20 protein-coding genes and 1 pseudogene are annotated in these 18,731 nt (G+C 38.2%); 5 read left to right on the top strand and 16 right to left on the bottom strand.

Going from position 1 to position 18,731, the window contains the following annotated elements:
• Window positions 1–58 precede the first annotated feature (58 nt).
• From RMA95_RS12620 to RMA95_RS12570, 11 genes and pseudogenes are all read right to left on the bottom strand, one after another.
• Entirely contained in the window at window positions 59–322 is a 264-nt protein-coding gene (locus tag RMA95_RS12620; protein WP_025469128.1) for a hypothetical protein, read from the bottom strand.
• Between the two features lie 81 nt (window positions 323–403).
• Window positions 404–1,204, bottom strand: a complete 801-nt coding sequence (locus tag RMA95_RS12615) for a hypothetical protein (RefSeq protein WP_311071015.1) — start codon at window positions 1,202–1,204, stop codon at window positions 404–406.
• Between the two features lie 99 nt (window positions 1,205–1,303).
• On the bottom strand, window positions 1,304–1,858 hold the full coding sequence (locus RMA95_RS12610; protein WP_311071013.1) for a hypothetical protein: 555 nt from the start codon (window positions 1,856–1,858) through the stop codon (window positions 1,304–1,306).
• Between the two features lie 211 nt (window positions 1,859–2,069).
• Window positions 2,070–2,369, bottom strand: coding sequence for a hypothetical protein (locus RMA95_RS12605; RefSeq protein WP_311071011.1), 300 nt, complete (start codon window positions 2,367–2,369; stop codon window positions 2,070–2,072).
• Window positions 2,370–2,436: 67 nt separating this feature from the next.
• The gene (locus RMA95_RS12600; protein WP_311071009.1) at window positions 2,437–2,628 is read right to left on the bottom strand and encodes a hypothetical protein; all 192 of its coding nucleotides are present in this window, start codon (window positions 2,626–2,628) and stop codon (window positions 2,437–2,439) included.
• A 62-nt stretch (window positions 2,629–2,690) separates the two neighbouring features.
• A complete protein-coding gene (locus RMA95_RS12595) occupies window positions 2,691–4,085 on the bottom strand; it encodes a methylenetetrahydrofolate reductase C-terminal domain-containing protein (RefSeq protein WP_311071007.1) in 1,395 nt (464 codons plus the stop codon).
• A 72-nt stretch (window positions 4,086–4,157) separates the two neighbouring features.
• The gene (locus RMA95_RS12590; protein WP_311071005.1) at window positions 4,158–4,925 is read right to left on the bottom strand and encodes an NrtR DNA-binding winged helix domain-containing protein; all 768 of its coding nucleotides are present in this window, start codon (window positions 4,923–4,925) and stop codon (window positions 4,158–4,160) included.
• Between the two features lie 60 nt (window positions 4,926–4,985).
• Complete coding sequence (locus RMA95_RS12585) at window positions 4,986–6,479, bottom strand: nicotinate phosphoribosyltransferase (RefSeq protein WP_311071003.1); 1,494 nt, start codon at window positions 6,477–6,479, stop codon at window positions 4,986–4,988.
• An 11-nt stretch (window positions 6,480–6,490) separates the two neighbouring features.
• Window positions 6,491–7,375: a phosphoribosyltransferase family protein gene (locus tag RMA95_RS12580; protein WP_311071001.1), complete on the bottom strand. Its 885-nt coding sequence runs from the start codon at window positions 7,373–7,375 to the stop codon at window positions 6,491–6,493.
• A gap of 182 nt (window positions 7,376–7,557) precedes the next feature.
• A pseudogene (locus RMA95_RS12575) lies at window positions 7,558–7,662 on the bottom strand (sulfite exporter TauE/SafE family protein); the annotation flags it as partial.
• Window positions 7,663–7,739: 77 nt separating this feature from the next.
• Window positions 7,740–8,336 carry a TetR/AcrR family transcriptional regulator gene (locus RMA95_RS12570; RefSeq protein WP_311070999.1) on the bottom strand — a complete coding sequence of 199 codons (597 nt, stop codon included), beginning with the start codon at window positions 8,334–8,336 and terminating at the stop codon, window positions 7,740–7,742.
• Between the two features lie 180 nt (window positions 8,337–8,516).
• On the opposite strand from RMA95_RS12570, the gene RMA95_RS12565 reads away from it, so the two are divergent.
• The 3 genes from RMA95_RS12565 to RMA95_RS12555 are packed head-to-tail and all read left to right on the top strand — an operon-like array spanning window position 8,517 to window position 11,385.
• On the top strand, window positions 8,517–9,569 hold the full coding sequence (locus RMA95_RS12565) for a sugar phosphate isomerase/epimerase family protein (RefSeq protein ID WP_311070997.1): 1,053 nt from the start codon (window positions 8,517–8,519) through the stop codon (window positions 9,567–9,569).
• Window positions 9,570–9,590: 21 nt separating this feature from the next.
• Window positions 9,591–10,490, top strand: coding sequence for an alpha/beta hydrolase (locus tag RMA95_RS12560; protein ID WP_311070995.1), 900 nt, complete (start codon window positions 9,591–9,593; stop codon window positions 10,488–10,490).
• Complete coding sequence (locus RMA95_RS12555) at window positions 10,474–11,385, top strand: alpha/beta hydrolase (RefSeq protein ID WP_311070993.1); 912 nt, start codon at window positions 10,474–10,476, stop codon at window positions 11,383–11,385. Before RMA95_RS12560 ends, RMA95_RS12555 begins: the two co-directional genes overlap by 17 nt.
• A 78-nt stretch (window positions 11,386–11,463) precedes the next feature.
• On the opposite strand, the gene RMA95_RS12550 is transcribed toward RMA95_RS12555, so the two are convergent.
• On the bottom strand, window positions 11,464–12,273 hold the full coding sequence (locus RMA95_RS12550) for a sulfite exporter TauE/SafE family protein (protein WP_311070991.1): 810 nt from the start codon (window positions 12,271–12,273) through the stop codon (window positions 11,464–11,466).
• 97 nt (window positions 12,274–12,370) lie between these two features.
• On the opposite strand from RMA95_RS12550, the gene RMA95_RS12545 reads away from it, so the two are divergent.
• On the top strand, window positions 12,371–13,159 hold the full coding sequence (locus RMA95_RS12545) for a helix-turn-helix transcriptional regulator (protein WP_311070989.1): 789 nt from the start codon (window positions 12,371–12,373) through the stop codon (window positions 13,157–13,159).
• Here the strand turns inward: RMA95_RS12545 and RMA95_RS12540 are convergent.
• Genes RMA95_RS12540 through RMA95_RS12525 form a run of 4 tightly spaced genes read right to left on the bottom strand, consistent with a single transcriptional unit; the run spans window position 13,154 to window position 16,438 of the window.
• Window positions 13,154–13,642 carry a GNAT family N-acetyltransferase gene (locus RMA95_RS12540; RefSeq protein ID WP_409187560.1) on the bottom strand — a complete coding sequence of 163 codons (489 nt, stop codon included), beginning with the start codon at window positions 13,640–13,642 and terminating at the stop codon, window positions 13,154–13,156. The two genes, RMA95_RS12545 and RMA95_RS12540, sit on opposite strands and share 6 nt — an antisense overlap.
• Before the next feature lie 2 nt (window positions 13,643–13,644).
• Window positions 13,645–14,409 carry an ABC transporter ATP-binding protein gene (locus RMA95_RS12535; protein ID WP_311070988.1) on the bottom strand — a complete coding sequence of 255 codons (765 nt, stop codon included), beginning with the start codon at window positions 14,407–14,409 and terminating at the stop codon, window positions 13,645–13,647.
• Window positions 14,406–15,416: an iron ABC transporter permease gene (locus tag RMA95_RS12530; protein ID WP_311070986.1), complete on the bottom strand. Its 1,011-nt coding sequence runs from the start codon at window positions 15,414–15,416 to the stop codon at window positions 14,406–14,408. The genes RMA95_RS12535 and RMA95_RS12530 overlap by 4 nt, the downstream gene beginning before the upstream one ends.
• A gap of 2 nt (window positions 15,417–15,418) precedes the next feature.
• The gene (locus RMA95_RS12525; protein ID WP_311070984.1) at window positions 15,419–16,438 is read right to left on the bottom strand and encodes an ABC transporter substrate-binding protein; all 1,020 of its coding nucleotides are present in this window, start codon (window positions 16,436–16,438) and stop codon (window positions 15,419–15,421) included.
• 641 nt (window positions 16,439–17,079) lie between these two features.
• Between RMA95_RS12525 and RMA95_RS12520 the strand changes: the two genes are divergently transcribed.
• Window positions 17,080–18,627, top strand: coding sequence for a tyrosinase family protein (locus tag RMA95_RS12520; protein WP_311070982.1), 1,548 nt, complete (start codon window positions 17,080–17,082; stop codon window positions 18,625–18,627).
• Window positions 18,628–18,731: the final 104 nt, after the last annotated feature.

Here is an 18,731-nt window from a genome sequence, read left to right as displayed (position 1 = left end):
TGAAAACTCAGGGCTTTGAAAGCCTTAAATACATAAAAATAAATTTAGCTCAAATGTATTATTTTTTACATTCAGATAGATACTTTTCAATCATGAAATTGACTATATCTGTTTCACCACGAGCCTCCCTAGTTTTTTCAGTATTGTAAGTTTTCCAAACTTCATCCCAATGGTCTTTAATATATTTGACCATACATTCCTTGTAAGGATTTGGTGTATTTTCATGAATATGCGCTAAGAATTTGTCTTGATGCTTAGCGGTGGAATTGGCACAACCAAATAATGAAATCATAAGAACTAATCCTATACTTAAATTCTTCATTTTTTAATAATATATCCTTTTAAAAAAACACCTAAAGGCAATTTAACCTGTACTGAGTTTTAACATTAATTTAAATTAAAATTACTTCAACTCATCTTCTTTTTTTGGAAGTTGAGACTGATAATTTATTGATAATTTTTTATCAAGATGAATATCCGTCTTAGCCCCTATTTCCTTCCTTAATAAATAAATTACTTCAGTAACTCCTTCATTAAGTTCATTTGTAAATTTTTTAATATTTTCGGCAATTTCTTCATGCTTTTCTTCAAGCTCTTTTTCTTTTTCTGATATAGGTTGTATTAACCTCTCTGATTGTTTAAGTTTAAAATCTATTAATTTAAATATATTTTTAGATCGCTCATCTTCAGGGTTATCAATATGTAATTCATCTAATTTTAGATAAAACCTATCTAAGCTTTCTAAACTTTCCTGATGATCTTTTACTAAAACTTCTAAACTTTGAGATAAATCGAAATAACTTGCGATTTCAAATATGATTAATTCAATCTTTGGTAAAATATTATTTAAATAGCAAATAACTTCTTTTTTAGTTTTTGTATTACAGACAAACATAACCTTGTCTGTACAAGTTGAGAAATTAGAAAAACTACTAAAAAGCTCACTTTGATATTTATGCTTTTCGATTTGAATTAATTGTAAACCAGCTATTAACTTAGAATATGCTTCAGCAAACTCTAAATAAACAGTTTTTCTCGTTTCTGCTAAACGAGATACTTTTTGTAAATGTAAAGCGGTATACCAAGAAAGTATAATACCAACTACTATGCCAACTGCTCCTACACATGATGCTATTAATGTGTAATAAGCTTGAATTTGTGCACCCTTAATTGTAGCAATTGCCGAAATAATCTCTTCACTCATAAAACTTCAAATAAACAACTAATTATCTTGAAAATTATTATAAAACAAATGCCTTGCCAATAATCGATATTTAGCGGGGCTTCTTGAAGCTTATACAGTTTATCGTGGAAGATATCTTTTTGAACCTGTGCTATTAAGGCAGTAATGTCCACCCCTCGGCCCAACACAATATGTTCCAGATGTACAATAACAAGAACTATTGGTCGTTTGACTATAGCTTCTTGAAGTACGAGTGTTAGTAGATGTGCTTCTAGTCTTGGTATTGTTATATCTTTTAGGCTCACGTTGTTGAACTGAGTAAATAGGTTGCTGGTTATCCAAGCCCCTTTTAGTGTTTCTATAAACAATTGGTGGAGTATAACAACCAGCAAAACCACATAAATATCTAGAGTTAATCCATTGTTGTTTATCAGAGGCAGGAGTCAATAATGCCCATTCATCTTGATATCTGAATACATAAACTTCACTACCTCCTTTCAATTTAAAGATTTCATTACCATTAGGCATATCTTTAACTGAAGCAGAATCTACACTAATCCAATTCTTAACTGGATTAAATCGTTCAACTTTTGGCTGTGAATAGTCGATGTTTGGTAATACCACACATCCAGTTAAACCTAAAGCAATAACTAACCCTATTAAATAATTTTTCATTTTATTAACTTCTTAAAAGGAATATTTTTCCAGCGAAGTAAACAATAAGCTATGTGATAAAAGCAATATATACTTTCATCTAATACATATACATAAATACGAAATTAAAGAACCCGCTTCTAATCAGAAACGGGCCATAAAAAAACAAAAAACTTTCAGCGCAGTATTTGATAGTGATACTACAAGTTAAAATATGTATTTACAATATATTTTAAGAATATAAATGTTGAGATAGGATATTAGCAAACCAAGTATTAAATGCTTGCTTTGATACGAAAGATGGAGCTTGGAATAGATCGATATCAACATTTAAATCATGATGACCAACAACTTTATATCGACCACCACCTAAAGTAATGATGTTCGTATAAGGGTATTTCAATGTTGTTAATACATGGCCTAAAAATCTAGCTTGCTTTTCTTTATCGTGCTGATACGTCTTAAATTCGTGTGAATTTACGAAGAGATCATATTCTCGATCTATTGTTACCTTAATTTGCGTAAGTTCCACTTCGATCTCCTTATTATGGGAAATCTTTTTATAACATATAAAAACTCACTATTCGGGAGCTCTTAAGTTAAAAATTGATATCGATGTTATCGAAAACAGATGATGCAAAATCAACTATATCTTTCCCGATCTCAATAATTAAATCTGTTACTTCAACTGGATCAGGATTTACAGAATTAAGCACAGAGTTTTCCTGCTTTTGCTCATCCTCGACATCTAATTGTTCTATATTATTAATTGGATCATTTTGATTTTGCATTAATTTAAGTCAGTAAAATTCAGTTGAACATACTTTAACTGAATCCAGTATGGTTTTAAATCTTAAGCTTCAACTCCTAAATACCAATTTTTCCAAGAACTGGTTCCTCTAATTTCAAGAGGCACTGTTGGAATCAGTTTTTCTTTTAATATTTCAGTTTGTTTAAGGGCTTTAGCAAGCCTTGCTTTAACGGAATGAATACATTCACGGTCACCAAATTCGCAGCGGTCTAACGTTGTACCGCCACAAGGCCCATTGGCTAAACCTTTTGGACACGTTTCAGGGCAAATATATAAAGTATCGCTTAGCCGACACTGACCACAGCTTTCACAGCCCACTAAGCTGTGTTTACTCAGTACTTCTGTTTTAAGTAATACCTTAGCGACTAAGGAATTTTCCCAAAATGATGCTTTAAAAATAAACCGTCCAATACCTTTAGCAATTTTTGATCCAAACATTGCTTCATGCATAACATGTAGCTGGCGATATTTAATTAATTGTTTAGACGTTGGCTGACGCGAAAACCGAGCAATTTCAGGCGAAAACTCTTTGCCTGTAGTGACTTGCCAAAGTGAATTCCAAAGCTCTTCTAAAGCTTTAAGCTCCAGATGTCTGTATTGCTCGACGTAGCTTTCAAGCAGCATTTGCTCCTCTGGCTTATGACAAGCAGATAAATGAATACCCGCAAATCCTAAGTGTTTACATATCAAAATCTGTAAAGCACAGCGCAAATAAACACGGTCTGTATGCCCTGCCTGTTTTTCCTCTGCCAAGACTTTTAGCATGTGTGGAGTAATCACAATACCCGCAACTTTATGCTTTACCATGTAGTTAGCACGGCCTAAAGTCAGTGGCATGACGCAAGCCAGTATTTGCTGCGAATAATCATGCTTGGTTAAAAATGATTTGGCTTGTTTTAAGGCTTCAATGTCATAGCCCAATTGGGTAATGATAAAGTCAGCGCCTGCTTTAATTTTCTTATGTAGTTTTAAATACTGTGCATCACGCTCAGCTTCGACATATTTAAATGGATTAAAGGCAACGCCAATACGAAACCCGCCGTGTTGCTTAGCTGCCATTACGGCGTTTACCGACTCTAGGTAACGACTACGAGGCTGTCCATCTCGACCATTATGATGTTCTTTGAGTTTATCGCCTGTCAGCAATAACAAGTTTTGAATATTGGCTGATTGAGCTTGTTGTAAAAATTGCTCGAAGTCTTGTATGTCTCGGGCCTTACCTGAAAAGTGTAAGACTTTATCGATTGAGTCAGGGTAGCTTTTGCTGGCTTCAAGTGGCGCGATATCATGATCTGAATGTACGCGATCTGCCAATGTCATTGCAGCCGGATATCCTGCAAACTCATGTTTCACAGGATAAATTTCATGTAGTGAAGTGAGATATTCCACCAACACAAAAAACTGGTTTTGCTGGAAGCAGGGAGAAACGTGTGACATAGGCAAAGTGCTGATCAAAACATGACATCAATCATAAGCGCGGCATTATAAATCAAAGTGCATCAAGATGCGCTAGTCAGAAAGCTCATTGTTTTGCTTATCTTCACTCTCTTTATTTCTAGGTAATTCGAGTGAGCGAGGAAATATAAAATCGAAAGAATCGAGTGCATAGCGGTAAAGCTGAGCTGGCCGTTTGCCTACAATTTTACTGTGGTTGGTTTCTTCAACTGCGCCCGCTTCTATCATACGGCGTCTAAACGCTTTTTTATCTAAAGATTGCCCAAGAATAATTTCATAAATAGTTTGTAGCTCGGTTAGCGTAAATAACTCAGGCATTAGACTAGCTGGCAATGCGGTATAGCGAGTTTTACTGGTTAAACGCTCTAAAGCCAAGCTGAGCAATTCATTATGATCAAACGCCAATGCTAAATCTTTTGCTTTTGCTACAGGCACCCATTCACTGTATTCAGCCAATGCTTGGTGTTGATAGGCATTAAAATCGATTAATGCAAAATACAAAATCGTCACAGCCCAGCCACGCGGGTCACGTTTGGCATTGCCGACAGAGGCAACTTGTTCCAAGTAAGGTGAACTAATTCCTGTTTTTTCGACCAGCTTACGATAAGCCGTTGCCATCAAGTCTTGATCATGGGTTAAATCGGCAAAACCACCGGGTAAGGCCCATTGGTCTTTGGCTGGAAAGTTGGGCCGCTTAATGAGTAATACCTGCAACTGACCATTCAATACCGAGAAAATAGCCATGTCTACAGTGAGTAAAGGTGCGTCATAATCTCGGCGATCATAACTGGCAAGGAATTCTTGTTCAGTTTGAATAGTCACGTTCAGTCTCTCAATGAAAATGATGAGCCGATACTTATGCAACGGCTCATCTAAACTCAGTTATGCGATGGATAAACGCTCACGAATTTGATCCAAAGTACACTCATATTGAAGTTTACCATTTTCAAAGACGGTTTTTAGTGCTCCACCTTGTTCTTGTTCGGCTGTTTGCTCATCAAACAAGGTAAAACCATTTTCACTTTCTTCGATGCGTAAAAGACCTTTCGCAGATTTTTTCACACCTGAGTCAGTAATTGGGTCTTTGAACAGCTCTCGGCCTACACCATTCACTTGTCCCCAAGTCGCTTTCACAGCAAATCCAAAAGTATCGCGAGTTAAGTAGTTATAGGTAAAGCTGCCGATCCCAAACACCAAGTTGTTTGAAGCAAAGCCTTTGGCTTCAAGTCCTTCTAAAATGCGCTGTGCACGCTCTAGAGTAATCGAGTCACCATAAATTAAACCAACACGTTCATTCAGTACTTTATAGCCTTGGTCTGTGGTTGTACCGCCAAACACTTCCCATAAACATTCAACTGCGCCTTTGTAGGCTGGGCTGCCGACTTCAGCGTCTGGGTCACCACAAATAATTTTAACAGGGTCGCCAGAGTCTGGACGGAAAACCAATTTAGCCAAGCCTAAAGCATTGGGTTGTCTTGCCAGAATTTCAGGTTTTAAAGTCACCGTAAACTCGGTAATCACTCGCCAAAAATCCCAAGTGTCAGATACAACACTGACAACACCCGACGGATAAAGCTCGCAAATTAAACGCTTAAATGTTTCTAGCTCACTGTCTTCTGTACCCATACACATCACACTGTGTTCAGTCGCTGGTACAGAAACTCCAATGACACCTGTGGCATTGTAATATTCTTCTGCGTAGTCAATTGAAGCAACAGAGTCTGTTCCAATAAAACTGGTTAAGTGGCCCACACCAGATTGCGCCGCATCATAAATTCCGCTCATACCACGGCTACTAAAATCGTGTCCTTGCACAGGTACAAAATCGAGTGGTGCACCAGTTTTTACGGCATATTGTGTTAATAAACGTTTGTACTCGTAGGCAATTGTGGCCGTAGTACAGCTTTTCCAAAGCTCAGCACTTAACACGGTTTCAATATAGTTCGTTAACCAAAAGAAACGCGGGTCGGTATTAATTACGGTGAGCACAGGTACGCGCATATTGACGCGACTACCTTCTGGCAATGCTTTAATACGTAATGGTAAATAGCCCAAGTCGTGTAACGCTTCAATGTGGTCAACCGGTACAGCACCGTCACCTAATGAGCTATCCATACGGCGTTTATAAGCAGCCACCACTTTGTCTTTAGGTTGCTTATAAAAGCCTTCATTCCACGTATCGATTAAAAAGTGTTTAATAAAACCCTGAAGCCCAAAGAACACCACTTTATCGTCAAAGTCTGGCAACATTTTAGCGAGTCGAGATGAACGCGGCGTAAAATTTGCGTACACGTACTCTGTACCTGCTGGATACTGACGTCTGTGATCAGCTTTATAAAAATCGATAGCATTTAAAGGATTAAGTTTAATCGTCATCTTTATTCTCTTTATTTTGCTGCAAAAGCAATTACTGAAATTTTGTCTGATGGTTGTTGTGGAAAGCTGTCCGAGGTAAATAGTTGGTCAAGCAATCCATCAAAAACCTCTATTCCTTTACTGAAAATACCGTGGGTCACGTATAGAACGAACTTATGGCAATTGAGACGACGGAGTTCTTTGGCAATACCAATAAAAGTCGCACCGCCATCGCAAATGTCATCGGTAATGACAGCTGTTAGGCCTGATAAATCAGTCGCATGTACATGTGTACCTAAAATTTTTCCAGTTACAGGGTCACGTTTTTTATCGCACTGAACAATAGTAATGGGTTGTTTGCGCTCAACATTAAAAGCGTCTGCAACCATTTTTGTGCGTGCTTTTGCGCCTTTGTCTGGGCAAATCAGCACGGTTTTTTCATTTTTTAATAATGTGCTTAGCGCTTCACTCTTTGCGATGATGTCGACTGAACTAACATTTACAACTTCGTTAAAAGAAGTATTTGCAGCAAGCAATGCTGTTGTTACTTCACTATGGCAGTCCCAAACAGTTACCTTGCCTTGTTTACCCGCTTTTTTGTCGGCATTGATGTTGAGTAGTTTTGTCATCACATCAAGTGAGAATGCTTGGCCTACTGCACAAATACGATCCTGACGTGCGTATGGAAAATACGGAATTTCTAGGTCAACGGTTAAACCTTGAGTCAGCAATATATTTTCAAGTAACAAATAGTCCATCACATCGTGACTTGAGATCATTTGCGCACGCACCAATACCTTGCCAGATAGTGAACCTAACGTTGTCTCATCAATCTGAACATGACGCTCTCCACCAGAAAACTGCGTGAATTTCACTGGAATTTCATTTCTTGCCGCATCTAAAAGCTGGATAGCCATATCATCCTCTTTTTTGTCTGATGACCTTCGATGAATATATAGTGGCATAAAGCCACTATATATTTCAAGTCTATTTTTCAACCTTTTTTCAAAGCCCTTTAAGACATAAAATTTGCAGTTTTAGAGCATTTAGAGATTTGTTATTTAAGAAAAGTTATTCTTCAAACAATTGAAATAAAAAATTAATTTACGAAAAGCATGACGAGTAGAACTATTATTAAAAGTAGCGGATACAACTTTGCCCGCCATAAATCAGGTAGTTTTGAAATAAATTTTTCAATAAAAAAAGGAAACCATTTAGGTCTCCTCATACTCTACACAGATTGGTTAACCCGAATCAGAGACTTGTTAATATGCTTCTGAATTAGGTTGCCAAATATCGATCAAGGTTCTGTAAAGCAAAGCTGATTACTGTCGCTAACTCTTCTTTGGAATATCCATCTCTTGCCTGAACAGATAAACCATGGAGAACAAGCGCGTAATATTGCCCTAAAGTTTTAGGGTCTGCATCTGCGATCAATTGACCATCTGATTTTGCCTGAACAAATCGTTCGACCAGACTCTGTCCCCGTGCAATACGCTGTGCTTTCATCCATTCCAAAACAGCTTGGTTTTCTTCGCCTAGCACACTGGCTGCCGACACGACCATGCACCCATAGGAATGGTTGGTTTGCGTGTAAAGCGCTAGTGCATCTTGAAATAATTGGTTGATTGCATCCTTAATATTTTTTTGCTTTAAAGCATTTAGCGCAAAATTACCTTCGTTCTTTTCATAGTGATTTACGGCCTCTCTAAACAAGGCCTCTTTTGAGCCAAATGCTTTATAAATTCGAGCTGAGGCAATCCCCAAAACTTCAACTAAATCTGACATTGATGTGCCTTCATAGCCGTGAAGCCAGAAGAAATCTCTCGCTTTTACGAGGGCTTCTTCTCGATCAAACTCTCTTGGTCTGCCAGCCATAATGACCCTTTATCAAACTTAGTACGTGTTTTCATTATTATTCGAAAAAAATATTTTCACAAATAAATCAAAGAGATTTATTCAAAATAGTCCAGTTTTGTTTTGATTTTCAAATAAAAAGTTGTTTTTATCCAAAATTCAGCCTATTGTTTGTCGATCGACAACTAATTAGGTTTTATTATGAAAACCATCAAAGGCCCTAGTATTCATCTTGCTCAATTTAGTGATGATGTTTTCCCTTTTAACCGTCTAGAAGATATTGCTGCTTGGGTAGCAAACCAAGGCTTTGAAGCTGTACAACTCCCTGCTTGGGATAAGCGTTTATTTGATGTCAATTTGGCAGCAGAAAGCCAAGATTATTGCGATGAAATATTAGATACTTTAAGCAATCATGGCTTAAAAATTAGTGAGTTAACGACTCATATTTTTGGGCAGTTAATGGCTGTGCACCCTGCTTATGACTCAATGTGCGATAACTTTGCCCCATCTCATTTGCATGGCAATTCAGCGGCTAGAACCGAGTGGGCAAAACAACAAATGCTCGCTTCAATTCAGGCATCTGCCCGTTTAGGTCTTAAAGACATGGGGACATTTTCAGGCTCTTTGGCGTGGCCTTATGTATTTCCATTTCCTCAAAGACCGTCAGGACTCATCGAAACGGCGTTTGATGAATTAGCGCGTCGCTGGCTTCCTATTTTGAATGCTTGTGATGAACAAGACGTCAACCTTTGCTACGAAATTCACCCCGGTGAAGATTTGCATGACGGCATTACATTTGAAATGTTTTTAGAGCGAACTCATAACCACCCACGTTGCAATATTCTTTTTGACCCAAGCCATTTTGTTTTGCAGCAACTGAACTATGTGGAATATATCGATATCTATAAAGATTTCATTCGCATGTTTCATGTTAAAGATGCCGAATTTAATCCAACAGGTCGCCAAGGAATGTATAGCGGCTATCAAAGCTGGGGAAATCGAGCGGGTCGATTCCGTTCTACGGGTGATGGTCAAGTTGATTTTAAAGCGATTTTTTCAAAGTTAGCACATTACGACTACGAAGGCTGGGCAACGTTGGAGTGGGAATGCTGCCTCAAAAATAAAGACGATGGCGCACGCGAAGGTGCCGAGTTTATTAAGCAAAATATTATTCATGTTACCGATAAAGTGTTTGATGACTTTGCTGCTGCCCCTGTGAATCAGACTCAAATTAATCAGTTATTAGGTATTTAAGGAATCGTAAGAGAACTCAACATGAAAACTCAATTATTCAATGAAAACTCACATAACGAATTCCAACATCATTACACTCACATCGAAAGTAAAAAATTACACTACGTGACCTTAGGTGAAGGTCCCGTTGTATTGCTTATTCCAGGCTGGCCGCAAACATGGTACGCGTGGCACAAAGTCATGCTTGAATTGGCGAAACAGGGTTATCAAGCAATCGCTGTTGATTTACCCGGAACAGGAAATTCAGCTCCACTGGATGGAAGTTACGATACGGGGCGTATTGCTAAAATTTTATCAATGCTCATGACTGAACTTGAATATCCAACTTATTCGGTTGTTGGTCACGACATTGGCATGTGGGTTGCCTATGCGATTGCATCAGACTTTCCTGAATCAGTGACTCGTCTTGCGGTAACAGAAGCAGTGATTCCCGGTTTAGCACACGCACCTCCTATTTTTGTTGAACCGAGTGAAAATATCTTTCTTTGGCATTTCATGTTTAATCAGACCTTAGATTTACCCGAAGCTTTAATCGCAGGCCGCGAAGGTACTTATTTAAATTACATGTTTGATAAATGGTCGTGGCACAAAGACAAAGTAGCGACTGAAACCTATATTGAAGCCTATAAAATTCCGGGTCGTTTAACGGCGGGTTTTAATTATTATCGCTCTATTCCAGAGACCATACGTCAAAATAAAATCAGAGAAACGAAAAGCTTAGACATGCCAGTTTTAGCCATAGGCGCTGAACATGCCACAAACAATGCCCCTTATGAAACCATGAAAAAGGTTTCACCGCATTTAACCAGTGCGATTGTAAAAGACTGCGGTCATTTCATTATGGAAGAACAGTCAGAAACATTCAGTTCACTTATTTTAGAGTTCTTGCAGCAGGAAAAAAGCGATGCCTCTACTTGCTGAAATTGAAAGCTGGCTTAAGTCCAGACCAACCACACAGGCTGTAAACTCGTTACAAGAACTTAGGGAGCAAGTAAATAAAGACATTATTGATCAGCAAGGCATTCAGCATGATGCAAGCTATCAACAAAGTTTTTGTGTTGCTGTGTCAGATGGTGCCGAAATTGAAGTGCGTGTTTATGTTCCCTATTCGCTCGAAAATGTTGAGCAACGGCCTGCTTTAGTTTTTGCACATGGTGGCGGTTGGTGTCTCGGAAGCTTAGATGCATGGAACCGCACTTGTAGGTTGTTAGCAGAATCTATTCAACACGTTGTATTTTCTGTGGACTATCGTTTGGCTCCAGAGTTTAAGTTTCCAACACCTTTAAATGATTTTTTTACAGCATTTCGCTATATCCATAAGCATGCTTCACTATTTGGAATTGATCAAAACTGTATAGCTGTAGGTGGTGATAGTGCGGGCGCAAATATAGCTGCCGCCGCATGTTTAAAGGCAAAACAACACCCAGAAATTATGGTGAGCCATCAACTTCTTTTCTACCCAGCTTTAGATGCCACAATGAGTAGCAAATCTTATGACCAATATGCCGAAGGTTATGGTTTAGAGTCATCCACAATGGTTTATTGCTGGGATCAATATGTGCAAGATGAAAGTGAAAAACAGAATGAACTTGTAAGTCCGTTACTCGCTCAGTCTTTAGATGGACTGCCAGATGCGACCATTTTTGTTTGTGAATATGACCCGGTTCGAGATGATGGTGAAAGATATGCTCAAAAACTGTGGGATGCAGGTATTCAGGTGAACTTTCATTTGTTAGACGGAATGATTCACGGCGCGATTCACATGACAGCAATTACCTCAGAAGCAAAAGCTATCTATAGTAAAATTGCACTATAACCATCTATTCATAGCTAGCATTTATAAATACGTAGTATGTTGATTTATATGTGCTAGCTACGGTAGTTAAATCAATAATTAACTGCCAACAAGCATCACGAACAAAACCAGCATTAAAAGTAGCGGATACAATCTTGCCCGCCATAAATCAGGTAGTTTTGAGATAAATTTTTCTGAAAAATATAGCCCGATCCATGTTCCAGCAACCAAGAATAAAGCAGCTTCTAACCAGATTAGACCGATAAATCCACTAGGTGCCCATGTAGATTGCCAAAGTGACAACACACAATAAGTTAGCGTTGCAGTTAAAGACAAAGGCAGCGTGAGAATATTTGCAATAGCCGCAGCCTCTGCCATAGAACTACCCCGCCGCCGCAACAAAGGAACTGTCATTACACTGCCACCCACACCTAAAAGTGCTGCAACCCAACCAATTATTCCACCTTTAATGAGTTCACTGTTTTGACCATAGTTTTGCGTTTGTCTTGATGCAACCATAAAGCCTGGTCGGTAATAACAATCAATAATGGTTATGAACACATAACCCATAAATATCCAGCGAAGCCAATTTCCATTAAATAATGAAGCCATGACCGCACCGACAACTCCACCCAATGCGATACCACTCCATAAAAAGCGGATTTTTTGCCAATCTATATGTCCAGACCGATAGTGTCGAAAAGTTGCAAAACTTGCCGAACACAGCATTACAAAAGCTGATGTAGCTACGGCGATTTGCATCGCATGTATCCCAACCATACTTTCGTTACTGTACTTTTGAATAATGACTGTATAAAGCAAAGGTACAGCAACAAAACCGCCGCCAAAACCAAATAACCAAGTGGTAACACCGGAAAGTAGTCCAAATAAAAATAGCTCATATAGCATCGTTATCTTCCTCACGTTTATAGAGGCATGATATAAAATAGACCTATGGCAAACTAACGTAGAAAAGCCATATTTTTAATTATTTCAGACAAAATATATGCGTAATATTCCAATTAACGATGTAGACCATCTACCGCAAGCGGTTTTAGCGTTAGGATCGGACTATCCTGCTGATACCTTGTTAGATACGCATAGCCATCGCCGTGCTCAGTTCTTATATGCACCCGAAGGGCTTATGAAAGTTGAAACTGAAGATGGACAATGGCTCGTGTTACCGTACAGTGGTGTATGGATACCCCCAGGCAAACCACATCAGGTATGGCTATCTAAAGTCAGTACTTATAGTTTGTATATAGAAGTAAGTAATGCCCCAAGACAGGCAAACTATTGCGAGGTCGTGCAAGTTTCACCGTTAATGCATCAGTTGCTGATTCAAGCAAATCAACTGCCTGTTGACTACCAACGTGTAGGCCGAGACGGCGCTGTTATCGATTTATTGTTATATGAATTAGAAGCTGCACCAGCCCTGCCTCTGTTTATTCCATTGCCTCACAACACATTACTATCAAAACATTGTGCTGAGTTTATGGAGCACCCCGATATTCATAGCAGCCCTAAAGATTGGGCACATGTCCATAATAAAAGTGAACGAACTTTTCATCGTTGGTTTAAGTCAGAAACGGGCATGTCATTTCAGGCTTGGCGTAATCGAGTCTGCATCATCTATGCTTTAAATGCATTAAAAGCAGATATCTCGATTACTGAAATTGCCTTTAGTTTGGGCTATGAGCACTCGGCAGCATTTACTGCAATGTTCAGTAAAATTATGGGTTATCCGCCTACCCATTTTCAAAAAAGATTTCATACGCACAATAAAGCGCTATAAAGATTTACTCATATGAATGGTGTCATAGGTCTCGATCCACTCACGGTTAATGACATCAAAGCCTTGTAGACGCCAAAACTTTTCAGCCGCTGGCAAAAATGGATGAGTGTGCAAATACAAAGTGGTAATTTCATTGTTTTTTGCATGGCTAAACAACATGTCACATAGTTGAGTTGCGATACCATTACGGCGGTATTCAGGCAATACAAACAACTTAACCACTTCCACTGTATTAAATGGCAAATTTAAATCAAAACGATGGTCATACGCCCGATATGCAATAGTGCCAATAATACGGTTTTTATCTTTTACCGTAATAAAGCAACCTAATGGATCATTAACATAATATTGCCCAAAATTTTTTAAATCTTTGGGAACTTGCCCATGATAGATTTCTGGGAATAATAAATGTCTTGTATAAAGTGCAAACTCTACAGCAGATGCATAGTCTGATTTGTCAGCTAGATGATAGTGAAAAGTCATATTTATAGCCAAGAATGGTCAGGGATAACAATGGTTTTGTCTTGAATCATGGCTTCATGGAACTCAACATCATAGACACTTTTTAAAAACTTCGGATCGGTGATTCGTGTTTTAGACTCAGGCTTAACTACTTCGTGTTGGCGCATAAAAAACAAATGATCTGCAAATAAAAAAGCCAAATTAGGATCATGCATAATTGCAATCACCGTAAAATTTTGCCGCGACAACTGACGCAATTTTTTCATTAAATAAGACTGGTAATAAACATCGAGATGATTGGTTGGCTCATCAAGCAAAATCACTTTGGGTGCTTGCACTAAAATTCGGGCAATCATAACCAATTGCCTTTCACCACCCGATAGTTCGGTATAAGGACGGTCACGTAAATGCTCAATATCTAAATCAAGCAAAGCTTGGTCTACACGCTCCCAGTCTGATTTTGAAGGTCTATATCTGCTAAAAGCGGCACGTCCCGTAATTACTACATCCTTAACTAAAAATGGAAATACGGTTTTATGAAACTGCGGTAAAAAGCCAAGTAACGCAGCCCGATCTTTACCTTTAAAGTCTGATAATGGTTTTCTAGAGTAACGGATCAACCCATCTTTTACAGGTTCTAAGCCCGCCATCAATTTAAAAAGTGTCGATTTGCCACAGCCATTGCGCCCTAAAATGACGGAGAACTGATTTTCAGGAAAATCCAAGTGAATATTTTTGAGAACCTGTTTAGGCCCATAGGCATAATTTAACTGATCAATTTGAATCATGCCCAATGAGTCCTCTGTGTTTTCATTAACAATAAGAAAAATGGCGCACCAAGTAACATGGTAAAAATACCAATTGGTATTTCAAACGTTAGTAAAACTCGAGAAAAGTTATCAATCATGAGTAGGAAACTACCGCCCAACACCATGTTGGCAGGAATACTGTAGCGGTGATCTGGCCCAACCAACATTCTCACAATATGCGGCATAAAGAGTCCATATAAACTAATAATGCCAGCAGCAGCCACAGAAGTTGATGTACATACAGTCACTAAAACAATTAAAAGAAACTGTTCCCACCTTGGGTTAACACCAACCGCCTGCGCTTCTTCAGCACCGAGTGCCATTAAGTTTAAACGCCAACGCATTGCAAATAATCCAGCAAGCCCAATACAAATAGGAAGCACGGCGTATTGAACCTTTTGCCAAGATGCCTGATGTAAGTTGCCCATCGTCCATTGCACAATGGCTTGTAATTTAAATGGATCACTTAGATATTGAATAACTGTAAGTCCTGCCAAAAACAGCCCCGACACAATCATGCCGGATAAAATTACCATCACTAAAGACGTCTGGTTTTCATGTTTTTGATGTGCAAATAAATACGTTAAGGCAACAGCACAAACGCCAAAAATAAAGGCGGATAGATTTGGTGAAAGCCAACTTAGAGAAAGTGCCAAAGCTGCACCAAACGCCGCACCAGAAGAAATACCGAGTACATACGAGTCAACCAAAGGGTTACGAAACAATGCCTGTAAACCGTTACCCGCGGTTGCTAATGCAGCTCCCACCATAAAGGTCAGTAAAATTCTGGGTAATCTGACATTTACTAAAATGTTCTGCATCAGCCTAAATTGTTCAGCATCAAAATATGGCGTACCAAAGACTGCTTGCACACCCCACCGCAAATAATCCCATGCACTCAAGGTTTGCGTAGGCCCAATGACCAGCGAGATAAAAATCATGACGAACGGTAAAGGATAAAACCAGTAATATTTCAGTTTTTCCATATTCATTGCACCAACGCTTTGGCGAGGTGCTCACCATACAACTTGGTTAAAATACGCTGTTGTAAAGCACTTACTGGTAAATCGGACTGTTCAGGGTAAATGCTGTGGTTCAAATAAATCGCCGTAATAATGATTTTGATGGTATGTGGGTTATAAATAAATGCAGGGCTCAAATTAAATACCTTACGGTTTTGTACGGCACTTAAGCCTTGTAATTCTTTGCGTTCATAAATCAGTTTTGGGTTGGTGTTCCAAAGCACAATATTGTCAGGATTCCATTCTATAAGAGTCTCGGGATTTACATTCGGTTGGTTAGCATTGGTCTGAACAATGTTGTAAGCACCTGCCAGCTCAATAAAGTCATTCGTAATTGACTCCCGTCCCGAAGTGGAAAAAATTCGCCCACCTGACCACGCATAGTAAATCGATTGCTTATTTGGCTGACGTGCTGTTTTGCCTGAGACTTCTGCCATAATTTCATCAGAAAACCTCAAAATTTCTTGAGCTCGCTTTTGAGCTCCACTTAGAACAGCAATTTCAGATAGCTCTTCTTTCACTTGCTGGTAAGTGCCAGACTCCATTACATATACAGCGATACCAAACTGTCGTAATAATGCGATCGTTTGGGTCTGCCCGCTCCCCAAAATTACTAAATCGGGTTTCAACAACACAAGACTTTCAATATTGGTTGCATTGGCACCTTGTGAAGGCGTTGCAAGCTGTTTATTGGCAATGCGTTGATCTATTTTTGAATAGGCGTTAAATAATAAAGGTTGAATGTATACTTCGGCTGGTATGCCAATCACTTTATGACCTTGCCCTAGCATATATAAGCCATCTAAACCTGACTCAAATAGAGAAACAATTCTTTGCGCTGGCTTGGCTACACACACTTTTGTATTTGTACTATCAAAAACGCATATCGAATGAACTGCTAAGTTTTCTTTAGTTTTTCTACTTTGTTCAGATGAAGAACATCCACATAGAATGAGTAAAGTGAGTATTGAAGCCCAAAACCTCATTACACCTCTCCATGCACAAATATGGTGCAAAATAAAAAGATGTATTTATTTGGTGCAATTTTCATGTGAAAAAAACACCATAAGAGAGCAAAACGGTTTGAATCATCATTTATATGAGGTGCAAATTAAATGTTTAATTGAAGATATGAATAATTAAGCAATAAAAATGCCAGAATTAAAAAATAAATTTACTCATCAATCGGTTGTCATATTTGTTTCAAGCCAGAAAAAATATTTATGGGCTTTCACACTTCTCTAATAATGAGTTAACTAATACCAGTTATTCTTTAAATATAATTGAGTGAAATATTACAAAATAATGAGATCTAAAAACATAAAAATTAAAAAAACGAAACACAATACTCAAAAACATAGTTATTTTCTCATTTTAAATTTTATCAATTAAATAAAAATTAATAATAAACAAAATCTTAGTTAAAATAATAAAATTAAGTTTTTCTAAAAAATTACAACTTTAAAAAGTAAATTAATCTAAAGTTAATATTAAATATAAATCTTTAATAATGACTATTTCATGTGCTAGATTAATGTGCAAGAATTATCCAATTATTTGGAAATTTCTCATACTACAAATAACTTACGAACTATAAGAATATTAAACACGACAAGGATTTTAAACCATGAAAAGAAATTATTATATATTAGGCACTCTTTTATGTGGCATGAGCTTAGCAACACATGCAGACTCACTACGAATGAGTGCCACGGAGTTTGCAAAAGACCCAGCCAAAGTAAGCGCACTGCAAAAAGGTCTCGAAAAAATGCGAGCAAATAATAATGCAAATCCATTATCTCCGGAGTTTCGTACAAGCTTTAATTATTGGGCAAATACTCACGGCTATTTTGGTACGGGTACACATGGCACTGATAAAACTACATATCTTAAAAACCGTATGGCAGGTTGCTTACAAGATAATAGTCAAGCCTTATGTGATAGTTACTATAAACATATTCAAAATTCTACAGTTCCAAACGATGGCTTTACCGATGAAGTTTGGGGTACATGCCAACATGGCAATCTAAACTTCTTACCTTGGCACCGTATGATGCTTTATTTTTACGAGCGAACAGTGCGTAAATATGTTGGGCAAGATTACTCTCTTCCTTATTGGGACTATTACCAAGAAAAAGCGGCTAATGGGAAAGGACTAGCGCTGCCTCAATTGGTTCGAGGTAAACAAGCAGGTAGTTTATATGACCAGTTCCGTACACCAGGTTTAAATGAGAATATCAGCGCTATAGATCCAGACGATGCCAGCGCTGCCCAAGCATTTAAATGGAATGACTTCACATCATTTTCCAACCAGTTACAGTCTCAGCCTCATGGTGTAATGCACTGCGCGGTAGGTAAAAACTGTGTGCTACCGGATATGGGATTTGTACCAATTGCAGGTTTAGACCCTGTATTTTATATGCACCATGCCAATATCGACCGCTTATGGCAATGTTGGCTAAATAAAAAAGCCAATGGACAACCCATCACACTTGAGTGGGCAAAGAAAAACTTAGGTATGCCAGATAGCTGGTATAACACTCGATACACCTTTGCAGACGAAAACGGCAATAAAGTCACCATGACCATTGCTGATGTATTTACCCCTGGTAAAATTCCGGTGCGTTATACAAATGAAAACGCTTGTAAAGTTCAAGCACCAGTTATGAGTAGTCAAGCAGGAAAAGTAAATCTATTCAAAAAGGCGCATAAACCAGTCAGCAGTAATAAAACCATTCAACTGATGGGTGTAAGTCAAAAAGTAGCTTTAGCACCTCAAACCACAACCTTCTTAAAAAGTGCTAGTCAACTTTCTCAAACCACACTTTCATCAGGACAAACTTATTTAATCTTAGATAATGTACAAATGGTAGGTAATCCAAATCTAACTTATAAGATTTATTTATCTCCTAAAAATAAACCTGACCAAAAAATTTATGTTGCCACAATTAACTATTTCGGTGTGTTAGATCATAGCCACGGCGGGCATGCGAGCAATGGTGCTATGGGTCAATTGGTCTATCAAGTCAGCGATCAAGTTAATCAATTAGGCATACCTGCTGAAGACTTAGAGGTTCAGTTTGTTGCTACCGATTTAACCCTTAACCCAGTGAAGCAAAAGGTAAGTTCTCAAGGACTGAGCATTTCTCAAGTTCGCTTAGAAACTTCAAAATAATAATTAAGGGAGAGGCCTGATTTTTCAGGCCTATATTTATTATGAAAATAGCTCATTTAATATTATGTACCCCTCTAACTTTGGTTTTCGGATATGCGTCGGCG

This window comes from Acinetobacter sp. V110_1, assembly GCF_031798975.1.
In the GTDB taxonomy this organism is placed as follows: Bacteria; Pseudomonadota; Gammaproteobacteria; order Pseudomonadales; family Moraxellaceae; genus Acinetobacter; species Acinetobacter nosocomialis_A.
Note: the sequence above shows the minus strand (reverse complement) of the source record. Positions and strands in the feature narration are given on the sequence as shown.